This window comes from Zobellia russellii (assembly GCF_018728565.1).
GTDB lineage: Bacteria > Bacteroidota > Bacteroidia > Flavobacteriales > Flavobacteriaceae > Zobellia > Zobellia russellii.
In genome coordinates this window covers 549,784-566,743 of record NZ_JACSOI010000002.1, presented here as the reverse complement: position 1 = coordinate 566,743, position 16,960 = coordinate 549,784, and the positions used below count along the sequence as shown (strand labels likewise).

At 37.4% G+C, this 16,960-nt stretch carries 10 protein-coding genes; 5 read left to right on the top strand and 5 right to left on the bottom strand.

Going from position 1 to position 16,960, the window contains the following annotated elements; genetic code table 11:
- The gene (locus tag H9565_RS07855) at window positions 1–2,058 is read left to right on the top strand and encodes an FN3 associated domain-containing protein (RefSeq protein WP_215438657.1); all 2,058 of its coding nucleotides are present in this window, start codon (window positions 1–3) and stop codon (window positions 2,056–2,058) included.
- A 52-nt stretch (window positions 2,059–2,110) separates the two neighbouring features.
- Complete coding sequence (locus H9565_RS07850; RefSeq protein ID WP_215438656.1) at window positions 2,111–3,544, top strand: sulfatase family protein; 1,434 nt, start codon at window positions 2,111–2,113, stop codon at window positions 3,542–3,544.
- Here H9565_RS07850 and H9565_RS07845 read toward each other — a convergent pair whose 3' ends face one another.
- From H9565_RS07845 to H9565_RS07825, 5 genes are all read right to left on the bottom strand, one after another.
- On the bottom strand, window positions 3,545–6,883 hold the full coding sequence (locus tag H9565_RS07845) for a VCBS repeat-containing protein (protein ID WP_215438655.1): 3,339 nt from the start codon (window positions 6,881–6,883) through the stop codon (window positions 3,545–3,547). It lies immediately after the preceding gene.
- Window positions 6,884–7,004: 121 nt separating this feature from the next.
- Window positions 7,005–8,576 carry a SusD/RagB family nutrient-binding outer membrane lipoprotein gene (locus tag H9565_RS07840; protein WP_215438654.1) on the bottom strand — a complete coding sequence of 524 codons (1,572 nt, stop codon included), beginning with the start codon at window positions 8,574–8,576 and terminating at the stop codon, window positions 7,005–7,007.
- Window positions 8,577–8,585: 9 nt separating this feature from the next.
- Window positions 8,586–11,690, bottom strand: a complete 3,105-nt coding sequence (locus H9565_RS07835) for a SusC/RagA family TonB-linked outer membrane protein (RefSeq protein WP_215438653.1) — start codon at window positions 11,688–11,690, stop codon at window positions 8,586–8,588.
- Between the two features lie 147 nt (window positions 11,691–11,837).
- Window positions 11,838–12,968 (bottom strand): family 10 glycosylhydrolase, encoded by a 1,131-nt coding sequence (locus H9565_RS07830; RefSeq protein WP_215438652.1) that lies wholly within the window; start codon window positions 12,966–12,968, stop codon window positions 11,838–11,840.
- On the bottom strand, window positions 12,952–14,034 hold the full coding sequence (locus H9565_RS07825) for a carbohydrate-binding family 9-like protein (RefSeq protein ID WP_215438651.1): 1,083 nt from the start codon (window positions 14,032–14,034) through the stop codon (window positions 12,952–12,954). Before H9565_RS07825 ends, H9565_RS07830 begins: the two co-directional genes overlap by 17 nt.
- A 649-nt stretch (window positions 14,035–14,683) precedes the next feature.
- Here H9565_RS07825 and H9565_RS07820 point away from each other — a divergent pair.
- From H9565_RS07820 to H9565_RS07810, 3 genes are read left to right on the top strand one after another with little or no spacing between them, the layout of a single operon-like run.
- Window positions 14,684–15,478: a sensor histidine kinase gene (locus tag H9565_RS07820; RefSeq protein WP_246560378.1), complete on the top strand. Its 795-nt coding sequence runs from the start codon at window positions 14,684–14,686 to the stop codon at window positions 15,476–15,478.
- A complete protein-coding gene (locus tag H9565_RS07815) occupies window positions 15,475–16,182 on the top strand; it encodes a LytR/AlgR family response regulator transcription factor (RefSeq protein WP_215438649.1) in 708 nt (235 codons plus the stop codon). The genes H9565_RS07820 and H9565_RS07815 overlap by 4 nt, the downstream gene beginning before the upstream one ends.
- Before the next feature lie 32 nt (window positions 16,183–16,214).
- The gene (locus tag H9565_RS07810; protein ID WP_215438648.1) at window positions 16,215–16,928 is read left to right on the top strand and encodes a tRNA1(Val) (adenine(37)-N6)-methyltransferase; all 714 of its coding nucleotides are present in this window, start codon (window positions 16,215–16,217) and stop codon (window positions 16,926–16,928) included.
- Window positions 16,929–16,960 lie beyond the last annotated feature (32 nt).

Here is a 16,960-nt window from a genome sequence, read left to right as displayed (position 1 = left end):
ATGATTCAATTAGGAATACAAATAGGACACCTGCACCCGCTTTTTGTTCACCTGCCCATAGGTATCATCATGCTTGCCTTTATTTTAGAGGTTTATGGTAGATTAAAATCAAAAGAATCTTTTACTGAGGTAGTAGAATTTACACTTTTGGTAGCGGGTATTACGGCAATATTTTCACTGGGTACCGGGTGGTTGCTCGGAGAGGAAAGTGGTTATGATGAAGATTCCCTTTTTCTACATAGGTGGATGGCAGTTGCGTTTACCGTTACAACAGTACTTCTCTATTTGGTGAAACGAAGTAAAATTGGGTGGATTAGAAAAACCTATATTCCAACGTTTATATTGGTATTGGCATTAATTAGCCTTACCGGTCACTTTGGCGGTAATATGACCCATGGAGAAGATTATTTATTTGTAGATGAAAAAGAAGCTATTGTCATTACAAATATTGAAGAGGCTCAGGTTTACGCCCAAGTCATACAACCTATTTTTGACGCTAAATGTGTAAGCTGCCATAATGAAAGCAAGGCTAAAGGTGGTTTGCTAATGGGTTCACCTAATGATATTATTAAAGGTGGTGATACGGGTAGTCTTTTAGATACTATTTCAGGTCAAGAAAAATCTTTGTTCTTGGAAAGGGTGCATCTGCCTTTAGATCATGATGAACATATGCCTCCAAAAGGTAAGGTGCAATTGACCGATAATGAAAAGGCTTTGCTTGAATGGTGGATGGAAAATAACAATTGCTTTGAGTGTAAAGTAAATGAACTGACTAGGGAAGGAAATATAGCAGGAATATTAACTTCATTGGAACAAGACACTTCTACAATTGCCGTATTAACGAAAGAAGCAATGGAAGTGCCGCAAGAATGGTTGCAACATGTTAGGCGCGCCGGTATATCGGTTCAAACCTTATCTAGTGAGAATCACTTGCTCTCGGTGAATATGGCAAGTATGGATTCTATTACTGACGATACGTTAGAAGTGCTTGAAGAATATGCATCCAACATTGTAGAGCTAGATTTAGGGTTCAGCAACTTTAACGATGATCTTGCGTCAGAATTGAAACCGTTTAAAAATCTGTTGAAATTAAAGTTACAGCATACTAAAGTAACTGATGCTATTGGGAAATATCTTAGTGATCTTGAACTGTTAGAGTCGTTAAATTTATATGGTACCGCTGTTACCGATAAGATCGTTCTTGATTTAAAGGAAAATAAAAAGCTTCGTAATATTTATTTATGGAAAACTGATGTTACGGAAGACGGACTGGCACAATTACAGCAGAATTTACCGGGAGTGACCATTCAGCAAATTAAGGCAGATGTATTTAAGGCAACCGTTTTAGATCCGCCCACCATTATAAGTGACCGTAGTTTTTTTAGTGATAGTTTAACCATAGCTATTGAAAGCCTATTTGATGGTACTGAGATTTACTATACGCTTGATGGCTCTGAGCCCACGGAATCTTCCTTGAAGTATGATGGTGCGATCACATTAGAGACAACGGCAAATGTGAAAGCGATTGCTGCAAAAAAAGAATGGGAGCCAAGCAACATTACCGAACGAACGTTTATTAAGAACAATATAGCCTATGCCGATGTAGATTTATTAACGGTGCCCAATGATAAGTATCAAGGGAAAAAAGGTAAAACTTTAATGGATCAAAAGCGTGGGTCTACCAATTTTGTAGATGGTAACTGGTTGGGTTTTGAAGGAAAGCACTTGAATGCCGTGGTAGAGCTGAAAGAGCAGAACGCCATTTCAAAAGTATCTATTGGTGCATTGTCCGCACCTGCAAGTTGGATTTTTTACCCCACATCTTTTGTGGTATCGGTTTCCAATGATGGTACTAACTTTAAGGAAGTAGGGAGAAAAGATATAGGAGAAGAGAAACCCAATGCCGAGGTGAAACTCACTTTTTTCGATTTAGACATACCTCCCACCCAAGCAAAGTATGTAAAACTATCCATTAAGAGTCCCTTGAAAAACCCTGATTGGCACACTGATCCTGGTGGTAAAAGCTGGATTTTCATTGATGAAGTAGTGCTGAATTAAAAAGAGGAAACGGTATTGAAAAATGTCCATTAATAGAGTCAAAATAATAGTTATGAGTTCAAGGTCAATTTGCTTTATAATATTCCTATTGGTTATGGGTCAGCGTCTTTTGGCTCAGAAAACCGGAGTTGCTGCAAATGGTAGACCTAATGTTATTTTAATTTTTACGGATGACCAAGGTTACAATGATGTGGGCGTTTTTGGTGCTCACGACATAGATACTCCCAATTTGGACCAAATGGCTAAAGACGGTGCAATGCTTACCCATTTTTACGCTGCTCAAGCTGTGTGTTCCGCCTCAAGGGCAGGTATATTAACGGGGACATATCCTAATAGGATCGGTATTCATAACGCTTTTATGCCCAATAGTAAAGTAGGTTTGAATCCTGATGAAACTACCCTCGCAGAATTATTGAAAGCGGAAGGGTATGCTACGGCTGTTTTTGGAAAATGGCATTTGGGAGATGCAAAAAAATTTATGCCCAATAATCAAGGGTTTGATGAATATTATGGCATACCTTATTCCAATGATATGTGGCCGTTACATCCGCAGCAAGGTCCTATTTTTAATTTTGGTCCCTTGCCTCTTTATGAGAATGAAAAGGTATTGGATACATTAACGGATCAAACGAATTTGACTACTGAGATTACAGAGCGTAGTGTTGACTTCATTAATCGTAATAAAGAAAACCCATTCTTTTTGTATGTACCGCATCCTCAGCCCCACGTACCTTTATTTGTGTCCGATAAGTTTAAGGGAAAATCTAAAAGAGGATTGTACGGTGACGTTATTATGGAATTGGATTGGTCTGTAGGTGAAATTATAAAGGCTATTGATAAGAATGGATTGACCCAAAATACCATTATTATTTTTACTTCTGATAATGGACCTTGGTTGGCATACGGAAATCACTCCGGAAGTGCTTTACCATTTAGAGAGGGTAAGGGCACTGGATGGGAAGGTGGTCAACGTGAACCGTTCATCATTAAATATCCGAAAGAAATAAAAGCTGGAATTACTATTGAGGCACCTGTTATGGCAATAGATATTTTACCTTCAATAGCAGAGGTTGTCAATGCCCCTTTGGCAGAGAAAGAGATAGACGGTAAAAGCGCATGGTCTTTATTTACAGGCAAAACAGATGAGAGTCCGCAAGAAGCCTATTTCTTTTATTATCGTGTAAATGAGCTATTTGGGGTGCGGTATGGGAAATGGAAGCTTTATTTTCCTCACAAGTACAGAACTATGAACGGACAAACCCCTGGTAAAGATGGATTGCCCGGGGTGTATAAAATGATCGATCTAGAGCAAATTGAACTCTATGATTTAGAACAGGATGAAAGCGAAACTACCGATGTAGCAGCAGCTCATCCAGAAGTGGTAAAGACCATACAAAAATTGGCGGATGATATGCGAGCCAAATTGGGCGATTCCCTTTTAGAAATGAAAGGAAGTGAAACCCGATTTCCCGGGCGTATTGATTAATTAGTTTTTCTGTAATTCAAAAATCTGAAGGACATCATCATTATTGCCCACCAAGAAATAGTCATTTTGAACATTGCTTAAGGTAACCAGTTTTTTGGCGTCCCTATCTGCAAAGAACCCTATCTCTGACCCTCTTTTAGCAGAAAAGCTCCCGGTACCATCTCCCAACAACAGTAGTCCTGTTCCTGCGTCGTTTCTTGGGGTTTCTATCTCTGAAACGTATAAGTTGCCTATGGCAAGAACATCTAATGCTCCGTCACCGTTAAAATCCCTTACAAGCATATCATTGAGGTTAGATAGTTGTGCTACATTGGGCAAGTCCGTTATTTTAAATTGACCATTGCCTAGGTTTTCAATGTATACCGATGCAAAAGTGTCTGCGCTGTAATGCAGGGAGTTTTTCAGTTTTTCTTCACCATATACATCCTTTAGCTCCATAGAGGCAAAGGCATCATACTTTACTATTTTTTTCTTTAGGGCAGGAATTTGTTCCGATGAACATGAAAACCCTCTTAATGGATAATGTTTTTCCTTGTTGTAATATCCTAGAACAATATCTGCATTACCATTGGCGTCAAAGTCATTATAATATACATCAAAAGGTTTGTCAGTGCTAGTTTTGTACTTGTAGTTAAGACCTAAATTCCCTGCTATATAATCCAAATCTCCATCATTGTCAAAATCTCCTTGTTCTATGCTGAACCACCAGCCGTAGCTTGATGTAAAATTTTCATTCTCAACCTTTGATAGGTTACCATTATTGTTTTCAAAAATGGTAATAGGCATCCATTCGCCTACAATCATTAAATCCAAATCTAGGTCATTGTCATAATCGCTCCAAATGGCATCGGTAATCATTCCTATTTGCAACAATTGTGGGGATAATAATTCTGTTTGGTTCACCAATTGCCCATTGTCGTTTACCAATAACATGCTAGAAGATGGGTTTGGGTATTGTTGCGGAGTATGTCTGCCACCAACAAAAAGGTCCATATCACCATCACCGTCATAATCGGCGGATTTTACTACAGAGCCACTAATTCTTTTAGCATTTAAAATGGCTCCTTTTTTAAAGGTCGCATTACCTTGGTTTAGGTAGATTCTATCGGTATAGTGAAAATCGTTTTTTGGATACTCATTACCACCACTTACTACGTACAAATCTTTTAATCCGTCATTATTGATGTCAACAAATAAGGCATCTACATCTTCATAACCGGCTTCTTTTTGCCAAAATGCAACCTGACTTTCTTCAAAATTGCCATCTTTTTGTTGAATGAATAGGGTAGGTGCTTGGTTGGCGGCACCGCCAATATAGAAATCATCCAATCCGTCATCATTGATATCTCCCGCGGTCAGGGCTGGTCCAAATTGAGAAAGCTTATGTGGCAACAGTATTTGTTTCTCAAAATCATCGAATTGATTCTCTTGATGTTTAAATTTTGCAGGAAAAACATCGGTCATATCTGCAAAAAGAGTCTTATCCGTTCCTTCATTTTTAACGTCTAAAATTTCAGATTCGTCAGATGAAATTTCTAACAGTTGATTTGCCGAGATGTCTCTTTTTACAGTACTTTTTCCATTGGGCCAAACAACCGTTAGACTGTCTACTTGTGTCAAATTCTTTAATCCAAAATGTAGCGTAAGTTCACTGGTAGAATAAATACCACGTACGTTTGTAGTCTCTAAGGTTTGTACACCATTTTGAGTGTATATGTTTACCCTAGCTCCAAATGTTGGTCCGTTGTTTTTATCGACCAATTGTATTCTTAGATAGTTACTGTTTGGTTTTGCTTCCGAATTATTTCTGTAAATAAATGCCTCACTGTTGATGTTATTGACCACCAAATCTAAATCACCATCGTTATCTAAATCGGCATATGCTGATCCGTTGGAGAAAGATTCATTGTCCAAACCCCATTCAGTGGAAGTATTTTTAAATTCCAAATCGCCCAAATTTTGATAGGCGTAGTTTTTTAAAGGTTGGGATGGGACCATGCTAACCGCTTTTTCAAGGTCTACGATATCCCATATGCTTTTAACGTTTTGGGCATTGGGATTGTTCTGTAGCCATTGTGCTCTAGTGGTATTTATATAATGGGCTACATTTTTATCCGCATCTGTATTTCTAATATCACGCAATAATCCGTTGGTGACATACGTATCTTTTAGACCATCATTGTCAAAATCGGCTATAAGATTAGACCAGCTCCAATCTGTTGCGGACATACCGGTAAATTGCGCAATGTTACTGAAGGTTTCATTACCGTTGTTTAGCTGTAGTGTATTATACATGTATTGATATCCGCCACCGTCTTCTACTACTTTCCAAAAAGCACCAATGTTCATACCGCTCATGTTGGATTTTAATCTGAAATTATCTTCAGACACCATATCCAGTACAAATACATCTAAATTTTGGTCATTATTGATATCGGCTACATCTACACCCATACTATAGTAAGACGTTTGTTTTAAAGCGTTTTTTTCAATGCTTGTGAATGTGCCGTCTTGATTATTTAGAAATAGAAAATCTGGTGCATAAAAATCATTGGCCACATAGAGGTCTGGCCATCCGTCATTATTAATGTCACTCGCCGATACGGCATTAGGAAAACCGGTGCGGTCTATACCTGCAGTTTTTGATACGTCTTTGAACTTAGTACCATTGTTTTTGTAAAGTTTTAGTGCATATTCTGGTATGAGTAAATTGTCCGCACTGTGATATTGAGAAAGACTTCCCGGATTTGGTGGTTGGGTCAATAGAAAAAGATCTAATAGTCCGTCTTTATCAAAATCTAAGAATGTTGCGTGTCTTGTTCTTTCGGTATTTGCAATGGACAACTCTTTGGCTTTTTCTGTAAAAGTGCCATCTCCATTGTTAATGTACACCAAATTTCTGCGCCACTCCGGGTTTTCATCATACAGTTCTCTGCTTACATAAATATCTTGGTGTCCATCATTGTTGATATCTGCAATGGTGACCCCGGTAGACCATCCATCAAAATTTTTGATGCCAGCTTTTATGGTAACATCTTCAAAAACCAAATTTCCTTTGTTCAGATAAAATTTATCAGGAACCATATTCCCTGCAAAAAAGATGTCTTGCAGTCCATCATTATTAAAGTCGCCCACACCAACACCTGCCCCGCCATAAAAATTGGCATAGGCAAATATGTTTTTATCCTTATCATCTTTAATGATGTTATTAAAATCAATTCCTGTCTCATTAGAATTGAGAAGTGTAAATAATTTTGGTGTTGCTTTGGTCTCTTCAGGAGCATTTTCGCAACATAAAACTAGTAGTGAGCAGAAGTATATTAAATGCCTGATTTTCATAATTACAAGATACTATTTTATACAAAAAAAAGGAGAGTTTCCTCTCCTTTTCGATCTCAATAAAAAAATTAACTCAAAACTATTATGAGAGGTTTCTCTCTAAAACCAATCTTAATCGATGTTATTCAACATCCCACCACACTCTAGTGGTAAGAACATCTGGACCTTGAGCTGCAATTGCAGCGGCATAGTTATCCGGATTAACACTTTGTTCGCTTTCAGAATATGTTAATCTTCTTGGTATGGTGCCGTTGGTAACATTACCGGGGTAGTTAACTGGTGTAAGTATCGGGTAGCCAGTTCTTCTCCAGTTTGAGAACGTTTCATATTCATTCAAAAAAGTAGCAGCCCAATATTGTGTGTTTATCTGTTCTAGGGCATTAGCAGCATCGTAAGGGTTAGCGGCTAGATAATCTGCGATATCACCATCTGCAATGACACCTCCTTCGCCATAAAGTGATAAATGTTTCATGGCGGCAGTTACACCGTTTTTGTAATGCGTTTCGGCTTCACCGGCAAGCCCCCATCTTACATTTGCTTCTGCAAGCATAAATTCTACCTCTGCATAGGTTTGGAATATCATTGGAGCTGTTTCTGAAGTTATTAATAACCTGTTTGGTTCAGAATAGTCGTTTAGATTACTGAATAAATTGTCTAAATCAACATTTTCCTCTTCTAGCATAGGAACATCTTTGCCATTGACTAAACCTCTTTGGGCATCTGGGTTTAGTCTTTCCTCTTCAGTTCTGTCCTCTCTTCTGTCTTCTATGAACTGACCAGGGTTTTCAGGGTCTTCTTTGAAAATTATTCTTTCTGCAGGTAACGATGCCAATACGGTTAACCTTGGATCGTTATTGTCTTTAAGAAAGTTGATAAATGTGGCACTCATTCTTGGGTTGCCATCAGCCGTAAACACTTCACCAATACCGTTCTTATTATCAGCATCGTGTTGTAGGTAAAAAATATCTTCGTTTGAAGTCATTACGCCGCCTGCTATAGCTTTTGTGACCCACGCTTGAGAAGCTGTAGGGTCAACTTTTATCAACCTTAGACCTAAACGTAACATCAAGGAATTTGCCAATCTTTTCCATTTTGCTTGATCGCCATTATAGATAACATCTGCAGGGCCAAATTCTGAAATTCCAGAGCCTAATGCAGCGGAAGCCTCTTCCAGTTCGTTTAATAAATCTGGGTAGATTTCACTTTGAGCATCGTATTTGGGAAGAAAAATCCCTTCAATAACTGCCTTTCCAGCTTCACTATATGGAATATCGCCATAGAGGTCCGTAAGTCTCGAATAGGTGAAAACACGTAAAATTCGCACGATAGCTTTCATCTCTTCTGGAGCACCTTCCTCTTCTAGTTGTACTTGTAAATCTTCAATAGATTTTACCGCATTTCCATAATATCTATCTAATAGAGATGAAGCATAGCCTTTGTTCCAAGTGTATTTGTCTCCACTCCAATAACCTGCAGTTGTTGCTACATGTTGCATCATTGTGGATTGGTAAATCATGCCGGCCCTCCAGTTATCATACCTTTCACTAGAGATAAATTTCATTACGGCAGTTAACTTGTTGCTAGCGGCAACTTGAGTTGGCTTGGTAGGGTTGACATTTAATTCTTCAAAGCCATCGTCACATGCACCTACAGATAGTAGTGCGAACATTAATATATATATTGATTTTTTCATAGTTCTCTATTAAAACTTTACATTGATAGTTAGACCGTAACTCCTTGAGGATGGAACTCCAAAATATTCCAAACCTTGCGAATTTCCTACAGTGTACGCGCTTTCTGGGTCAATATTGTCTACACTTCTTTTAAGGTAGAATAAGTTTGAAGCAATTAGGGATACATTTACGTTTGTCAAGAAAACATTTTCTAAGGCTTTCTTTGGTAAAGAATACCCTAAGCTTAATTGTCTAAACTTAATATAATCAGAATCTTCAACGAATTCCTCTGCGATATCGGCAATTTCACTATAATACGTAGATAGGTTTTCTGGAGCAATAGTAGTAGTAAATGTCTGACCTGTTGCTTGATCGGTGCCAGATACGGTTAAACCATTTTCTCTTCCTTCCAAAGTATTCTTATGAAGACCGTTACTATAAAGTATGGTGTTGGTACCAGAAAATATCTGACCGCCGAACTTACCATCTATTAAAAAGTTAAGGTTGAAATTTTTGTAGGTAAATGAATTGCTGAAACCTAAGGTTAAAGGCGGTACACCCTCTCCTAAAATTTTACGTTCACCTTCAACAGCTCTAGGAACTCCTTCGCCGTCTATTTCGTAAATAATTGTTCCATTTTCATCACGTTCGTATGGTACACCCACAATAGTTCCGTAAGCTTCCCCCACAATATGGGTTATACGAACATTTTGGGTTCTTGGTTCATCTAAATTTACATCAGAGTCTACATCGTCCGTTGCTACAACCATACCTTCGTTATAGGCACCGTTTACTGTTACATTCCAAGAAAAGTCATCTGTTCTAATAGGTGAGCCGCTTACTAAGAACTCAACACCTTTGTTACTTACCTTACCTAGATTGGCACTTGCGCCAGAATACCCGGAGTATGATGATGTTGATACATCTACAATGTCATTGGTTGTTTCATTGCTGTAGTATGCAACATCAAAGGATAATCTATTGTTAAAGAACCTCATATCCAAACCAATTTCTGTTTCACTTTTGCTAAAAGCAACTAAATTGGCATTTGGAACTGTACTACCAGAAACTCTGCCTAAAGGTTGCCCGTTAATAGGGTTTCCAAAAATCTCGTAGTTCAAGGCAAGCGAATAAGGATCTTGAGCACCGCCAGCTACTTCTGAGTAACCTCCTCTTAATTTTAGAAAGCTAACAAAAGAAGGCATGTTAAAAGCATCCGATAGAATTAAACTACCATTAATTGAAGGGTAGAAATCATCATTAGGGGTAGTTTTTCCAGGGAAGGACAGGGTTGAAAACCAGTCATTTCTTCCAGTAAATGTTACATATGCCCAGCTGTCATAAGACAGTTCTAAAGACCCATAAACCGACCCAATTTTTCTCTCGGAATATTCTCTTCTCCTAGACTGGCTAACTGTATTTCCTATATCTTCTAGACCGGCAACAATAAAATCGTTACCCCCTAAGAACAGGTTTTCAGATTTAACATGGTTGGTATTGGCACCTATTAAGCCAGAAATTGCGAATTTATCAGTAATGTCTTTCTCTGCAGCCAAAATTAAATCAGCATCTACCTGATTGTATCTTCTTTCTTCTTCATTAATGCCTCCCAGCGGTTTGTATGCCGTGCCAAACGGTTCTGCAGACGTTCTTCTAATGATGTCATTGTCAATACCTATTCTACCAGTTAGGGAAAGCCAATCTAGAATGTCATACCTGAGTGAAGTAGAGGCAATGATTCTATTTCTTACATCTTCATTGTTGAAGTTGTATGCCGCAAAATATGGATTGGTAGAAAATGTGTTATTTGAAAATTGTCTTTCTGATCCATCGGGATTGGTAGATGGTTGTAACGAGGTAACATCTATATTACCGGGAAGTAAAGCAACTGAAAAGTTGGCGTTACCTGGGGAATCTGAAAGTCTTGGTCTGTTCTTAACTTTTTCAATAATGTATTTCGCATTTACGCTACTGGTAAATTTTTCGCCCAGAACAGCGCTTGAATTAAGAGAGAAGGATTTTCTGTTCAATCCTGCATTTGGTAAAACATCTTCATTTGTAAGGTCTGATGCGGACAATCTATAACTCATGTTTTCCGACCCATTGGTTATAGCTACCGTATTAATTAAGGTAGAGCCCGTTCTGTAGAACTTATCTACATTGTTTCCAATGTAGGAGTAAGGTTTTGAAGCACCATCAAATTGGACGGTGTTTGCTCCATCAAAAGCCTCGCCCCAAGAAGAACTGCCCGCATCCAATGCCGCACTTTGCGAAGATGGTCGTACACCTCTAACCCCTTGTCCATATTCAGTTTGGAAGTCCTGTAATGAGGTGTCCACTTTGTCAAAAGTTACTGAGCTGCTAACTTCTATTCCAAAACCGTCTTGTCCTTTTCCGGATTTAGTGGTAACGATAATAACACCACCTGCAGCACGAGAACCGTACAGTGCAGAAGCGGCACCGCCTTTAAGTACCGAAATAGATTCTATATCATCTGGGTTTAAACTGGAGATGCCATCTCCACCATCGGAGCCTCCCCACAAACTGGCGGAGCCATTATTACCGTTTCCGATAGGAATACCGTCCACTACATAAAGTGGTTGGTTGTTGCCGGATAATGAGCTTGCACCTCTAATTACTACTCTACTTGAACCAGCGGCACCAGTAGCATTTTGAGAGATGTTTACACCTGCAATCTTACCCTGTAAAGAGTTAATTGCATTTGGAGTTTTAATGGTCGCAATTTCTTCCGCGTCAACTTCAGTTAGAGAGTATCCTAGTGCTTTTGTTTCTTTTCGAATACCTAAAGCGGTTACTACCACTTCATCTAACTCACTGGCATCTTCAGTGATCGAAGTGTTGATTGTAGATTGACCATTAACACTTACTTCTTTAGTCTTATACCCTAAAGAAGAGAAAACCAAAGTTGCATTTGCATCAACGCTAATTGTGTAGTTTCCGTCAAAATCGGTAGACGTTCCGTTAGATGTGCCTTTTTCAACTACGTTTACCCCTGGCAGAGGTATACCTGTGTCGTCTGTGACTACACCAGATACGTTCTTGTCTTGACCTATTGCAGCTTGTAAAAAAAGCAGTAGGGCAACAGTCAAAAAACTAGAGAATTTTTTGTTCATAAATTATTGAGTTTAGTTAGTTTGTATAAAATACTGCATTAAGGTGATTTATATTTAGTTTAATCATGAAAAATTTCGACAAATAACAATTGTGAAAAGCTTAACAACATGTTAAGAAAAAGTAAAGTTTTATGAATAAAACAATAATCACGGTTTTTGTGAAGCTTTTATAACTTGCCATTGCTCTTGTGTAATAGCTGGTCCATCAAAGAAAGAAACGCCTTTAGCTCCATTGCTTCTTGCTTGATGCATAGCCTCCTTTAATTGTTGAGGAGTCATTTCCGGTACATAGATTCCTGTGTGTAGTTCAGTGTTTTTTCCTTCTAGATCAGCAACTCCCTGTTTTGTAGCATAACCGATCCAATCTATTTCTTCATTGTAAAATACATTGTAAATCATAGGTAAAACGGCATCTACATTCCATTTGTCCCAACGCTGGCGTACCATGTGGTCTGCCATTTCTGGATAAGGAAATACCGCTGCAGTTAGATTTTTGCCATTTGCATGGGTAATTTTATATGCCTCGTCTACAATGGCTTTTACTTTGTTTAAACGAAAGTTTTTCCATTCCATATCTATTGCGGGATTACTAAAATCGTTTGGATTTTTATGGTGTTCTTTTTCAAATTCTGAAGTACAGACATCACAATAACAAAAATCATATCTGGGTAATTCTGTCTCTTGTTTTAAGTTGTATTTGGGAAGTAGGCCAATAGGTAAAAAAATATCTGAGTATCTAATATAATCTAAGTGAAAGCTTGCTACGCCTTCTACTTTTGATAGTCCTTCAATTAAACTAAGTATGTGCTCCCGAGATTCTTTTCTAGTGGGGCAGAGCCATTTGTAATACCCTACATATGGTGGTTCGTCATAGCAAGACTTGCCATCCCTACTTACTGCGTACCATTCTGGGTGCTGTTCCGCTACTTTATCACCAGGGCGGTTCATGGTAAACATCCAAGCATGAACTTCTAAATTATATTTTTTGGCAATTGGTACCAACCGAGCCAGTAATTCTGGATCACCGTATGTATTTATTAAAACAGCATTAATGCCATTTTCCCCATATTTTTTAAACTCTTCGTAAAAGGATTCATCCGTTCTAGATTTTTCAGCGGTTATCCAAGTCCATAGTTTAAATGATTCTGTTTTTGATGGAAAATCTGAAGTGGTGAGTAAACTTTCCTGTTTCTCTCCTTTTTTATTCGTTTCACATGAAACATGAAGAGTAATAAGTGTAAGAAGTAAAAATTGTAAAAATTTAGTTGGTTTGGTCATAGTCAGTTGTAAATTTTCCGTCAGTATGTATAATTAATCTATTATTCGTGAATGGACTTTTTGTCCAGATGTCAAAACCAAAACTGTTCTTTTCTAAAACAGCAATTACAGGCTTGCCATGTATTAAATTGGCCTCTTTTTCAAGTAGACCATTTTTATTTGTCCAACCTTTTTCACCGTGTTTTTTATAGTTTCTGTACAGTTCGTACAAATACCATTTTATATACTCGTCTTTAGGAATTGAATATTCCGTTGCATCGGAATTTTTATTGAAAAAAACATAGCCCCAGTGTTCTGGCTCGTGCATATTGATAACCCCTTGCGGAGACCAGACCCAGTTGTATTCCGGTAGAAATTTTCCGGACGAATCTTTTTGTCTATTATAATGACCATTTTCTATGTCAAAATCCCAATTGACCCGCGAAAAATTTATTCTCCATGACTCTCCCTCGGGAACCTTTGTGGTTCCGCCTGGAGCAGTGGTAAAAGACCAAGGTATGGCAATTTCAATGTTCCATCCCTTATCAATATCGGAAAAATTGTTCAAAGTACCATTTACCGTCACAGCAGTCTTTACACCCTTAAAATCCCAAGAATCGGTAACGTGACCATTATTTCTATAGGGTTTTGATAGGTAAAGGTCCCAAATGGTGTTTAAGGCGTTTATCTCAAATTCATAATAGTTATGGGTGTCTCCATCAGGGTCCAAAAAAATTTCAAAGTCGTTGTTATAGAAGATAATGGTATCTTTTTGTTTTAAGGTACCCCAAACATGTGGTTCCTTTAACTCTGCAAAAAAATAGATGTACTCATCATCCCATATCATTTTGAACCTTGTGTCATACTTAGGTTTCTTTATCCCTTCGATATCTATAAATTTATGGGACCAATCAGTATTCTCCCATGATTTTTCGTTCATTTTACCATCAATATGAATTGTATCATTGGTGTATTCAGCTACATATGTGCGGGGTGTTTTTTGGGCTGCTAATGAAATTGTGATAAAAAGTAAAAAGTTTAATAAAAGGACTATTGTTTTTAACTGTAATACTTCAGTTATTATCATAACCTTGCTTTTTGGTCTGTTTTTATTTCTTAATGAACTACATTATTTGAATTAAAGGTAACAAGGATTAATTTGGACGTTAGTTTATTTCTGTTTTGTTCAAGTTTATTTTGAGAAATCCACTAAAATTGTATGCCCGAACATCTTGTAACTTCAAAGCGGATTGTAAAACGCGGTCAAGCTATTAATGTTTTTAAGTACATTTAACATCAGAGGAGCTTTTTTTAAGCTACTTTACAACGTTGAGTTGAATATTTCTAAAATTTTGTTTAGTCAGAAAATTTTTAGCTTAACAACTACGCATCAATGCCCAACGTTAATTAGGGGAAAGAATAAATATCGTTTTTAGTGAATGGGTATGAGTTTTAAATTGAGGAAGTTTTTAAGCAGTCCCAATTTGCACGGTACAAGTGATATTAAGCCTTGGCATCACATATTATTTTGGTCGGTTTATTTTATCTTCAATACTTTTCGATGGACATTTATCCATGATGACTTTTTACTTTCTCTACGGACCAATTTAATTGGTTTTCCTATTCACATGTTATTGGCATATGTAAATGCATACTATTTAATGCCCCAGTTTATATATACTAAAAAGTATTTTCAGTACACCGTATATATATTATTGGCACTATTAATAATGCTAATGGTAAAGTATAACTTAACCTATTATCTGGTAAGTACGGATGTCATGCCAGAAGGCCCAAAGGTTATTAATACATTAACCATTGGTTATGCAGTTCAGACCATGATAGGGGAAGTCTATGTCATTTCATTCTTTACAGCTATTAAATTAACTATTGATTGGTTAAGGGAAAATAGCAAGATTCATGATTTGGAAAGGCGCCAGTTGAAGACAGAACTTAGGTTTTTAAGGTCGCAGGTCTCTCCACACTTTTTTTTTAACACTTTAAACAATATATACTCTTTAACTTTAGAAAAATCTGATCAAGCACCGGAAGTGATTTTAAAGTTGTCTGAGCTTATGCGTTATTTGTTATACGCAACAAAGAAGCAACAACAAGATTTGTCCAGTGAAATTAATTGTATAAGAAATTATATAGATTTGGAACGTATTCGGTTTGATGATTCTCTGAAGATAGATATGAATATCTCAGGTAATTTTGGCAATTGTAAAATACCTCCAATGTTGCTGATTCCCCTTGTTGAAAATTGCTTTAAGCATGGAGCAAGTATGAATATAGGTGAGATGAAAATTAAAATTGACATTAAGGCTGAAGACGGTTTTATGGATTTCAGAATATCTAATTCTATACCTCTCGTAAACAAAGAATATGTTTACCCTGTAAAAAAAGGAGGTATAGGGCTCTCCAATGTTAAAAAGCGTCTGGAGCTGGGGTATGCAAAAAATGAATATGATTTAAGAATTTTTGAAGAAGATAAAATGTTCAATGTGTTTTTAAAGCTAAAGGTAAAATGATTTTGAAAGTAATTGTGGTAGATGATGAGCCTTTGGCGGTGAACGTAATTAAGAACTATGTTAATAGGGTCAAGGAATTGCGGCTAGAAGCTACTTTTTCAAATGCTCTTGATGTATCAACTTTTTTAAGGGATAATGAGGTAGATATTATGTTTTTGGATATTAATATGCCTTTTCTTGACGGATTGGAATTTTTAAGTACCCTACATAAGAAGCCTTTTGTTATCATGACTACGGCACACGAAGAGCATGCGTTAAAGAGTTTTGAATTGGAGGCTATTGATTATTTGGTAAAACCCATTTCCTTACCAAGATTCTTTAAATCTGTAAACCGGGTTATAGGGTTAAAAAAAATTGGAGGTGTGCCGGATAAAGAAGACAGGCCCTCTATTTTTGTAAAAGTGGATAAGAAGAAACTACAGAAGATATATCTTGATGATATTTTGGTGATTGAAAGTCTTAAGGATTATATCAGAATTATTACACCAACAGCAAAGTATATAATACATAGAACACTTAGCAGTTTTACGGAAGAGTTACCGGGAGATAACTTCATTAGAATTCACAGGTCCTATACTATTGCAGTAGACAAAGTAAGTGTTGTTGAAGGTAACAGTGTTGAGGTAGGCGGTATTAGATATACCGTTGGAAGAAGTTATTTGGCGGATGCAAAAAGTAGAATTCTTAACAACCTAACGGATTAATAAGTCCTTTTTATTATCAAAAGCAGTTTATTTTGAGCGAGCTATTTAAATTCAAACAATTCAATATCAGTCAAGACCAATGTGCCATGAAAGTAGGTACAGATGGGGTGCTGTTAGGGGCTTGGGCATCTATTGAGAATAACCCAGAGTCTATTTTGGATATTGGCGCCGGCACAGGGGTAATAGCTTTAATGCTGGCCCAGCGTGGCCTTGCGGATACTATTGATGCTTTGGAAATAGATGAGGGTGCGTATGAACAGTGTGTATCTAACTTTGAAATGTCGGATTGGGGTGATCGCTTATTTTGTTACCATGCCGGTCTTGATGAATTTGTGGAAGAATGGGAAGATCCGTATGATTTAATTGTTTCTAACCCCCCTTTTTATGCAGAGGATGTCTCAAGTGGCAACGCTGCTAGGGATAAAGCCAGACAAAATCAATCGTTACCTTTTGATGAGTTGCTGGAAGGTGTATCAAAATTAATGGCTAAGCAAGGGGCGTTTGCCACTATAATTCCATTTAAAGAAGAGAACGCTTTTCTCAAAATGGCAGCCGGTTATGGTTTATACCCAAACCGAATTACCCATGTAAAAGGAAGTTCTACCGCTAAAATAAAACGCAGTTTATTGCAGTTTGGTTTTGAGAAAGTAGCGCCGGAGACCAATGAACTTACCATTGAAACAAGCAGGCATGAGTACACCAACGAATACATTGCGCTGACCAAAGATTTTTATTTAAAAATGTAACAATTTGTATTCGTAATGTTACGTTTCATCAG

Bases quoted from the DNA above. Each gene is read 5' to 3' on its own strand.
- H9565_RS07855 (WP_215438657.1), top strand. From the start codon at position 1: ATGATTCAATTAGGAATACAAATAGGACACCTGCACCCGCTTTTTGTT.
- H9565_RS07850 (WP_215438656.1), top strand. From the start codon at position 2,111: ATGAGTTCAAGGTCAATTTGCTTTATAATATTCCTATTGGTTATGGGT.
- H9565_RS07845 (WP_215438655.1), bottom strand. From the start codon at position 6,883: ATGAAAATCAGGCATTTAATATACTTCTGCTCACTACTAGTTTTATGT.
- H9565_RS07840 (WP_215438654.1), bottom strand. From the start codon at position 8,576: ATGAAAAAATCAATATATATATTAATGTTCGCACTACTATCTGTAGGT.
- H9565_RS07835 (WP_215438653.1), bottom strand. From the start codon at position 11,690: ATGAACAAAAAATTCTCTAGTTTTTTGACTGTTGCCCTACTGCTTTTT.
- H9565_RS07830 (WP_215438652.1), bottom strand. From the start codon at position 12,968: ATGACCAAACCAACTAAATTTTTACAATTTTTACTTCTTACACTTATT.
- H9565_RS07825 (WP_215438651.1), bottom strand. From the start codon at position 14,034: ATGATAATAACTGAAGTATTACAGTTAAAAACAATAGTCCTTTTATTA.
- H9565_RS07820 (WP_246560378.1), top strand. From the start codon at position 14,684: ATGGTAAAGTATAACTTAACCTATTATCTGGTAAGTACGGATGTCATG.
- H9565_RS07815 (WP_215438649.1), top strand. From the start codon at position 15,475: ATGATTTTGAAAGTAATTGTGGTAGATGATGAGCCTTTGGCGGTGAAC.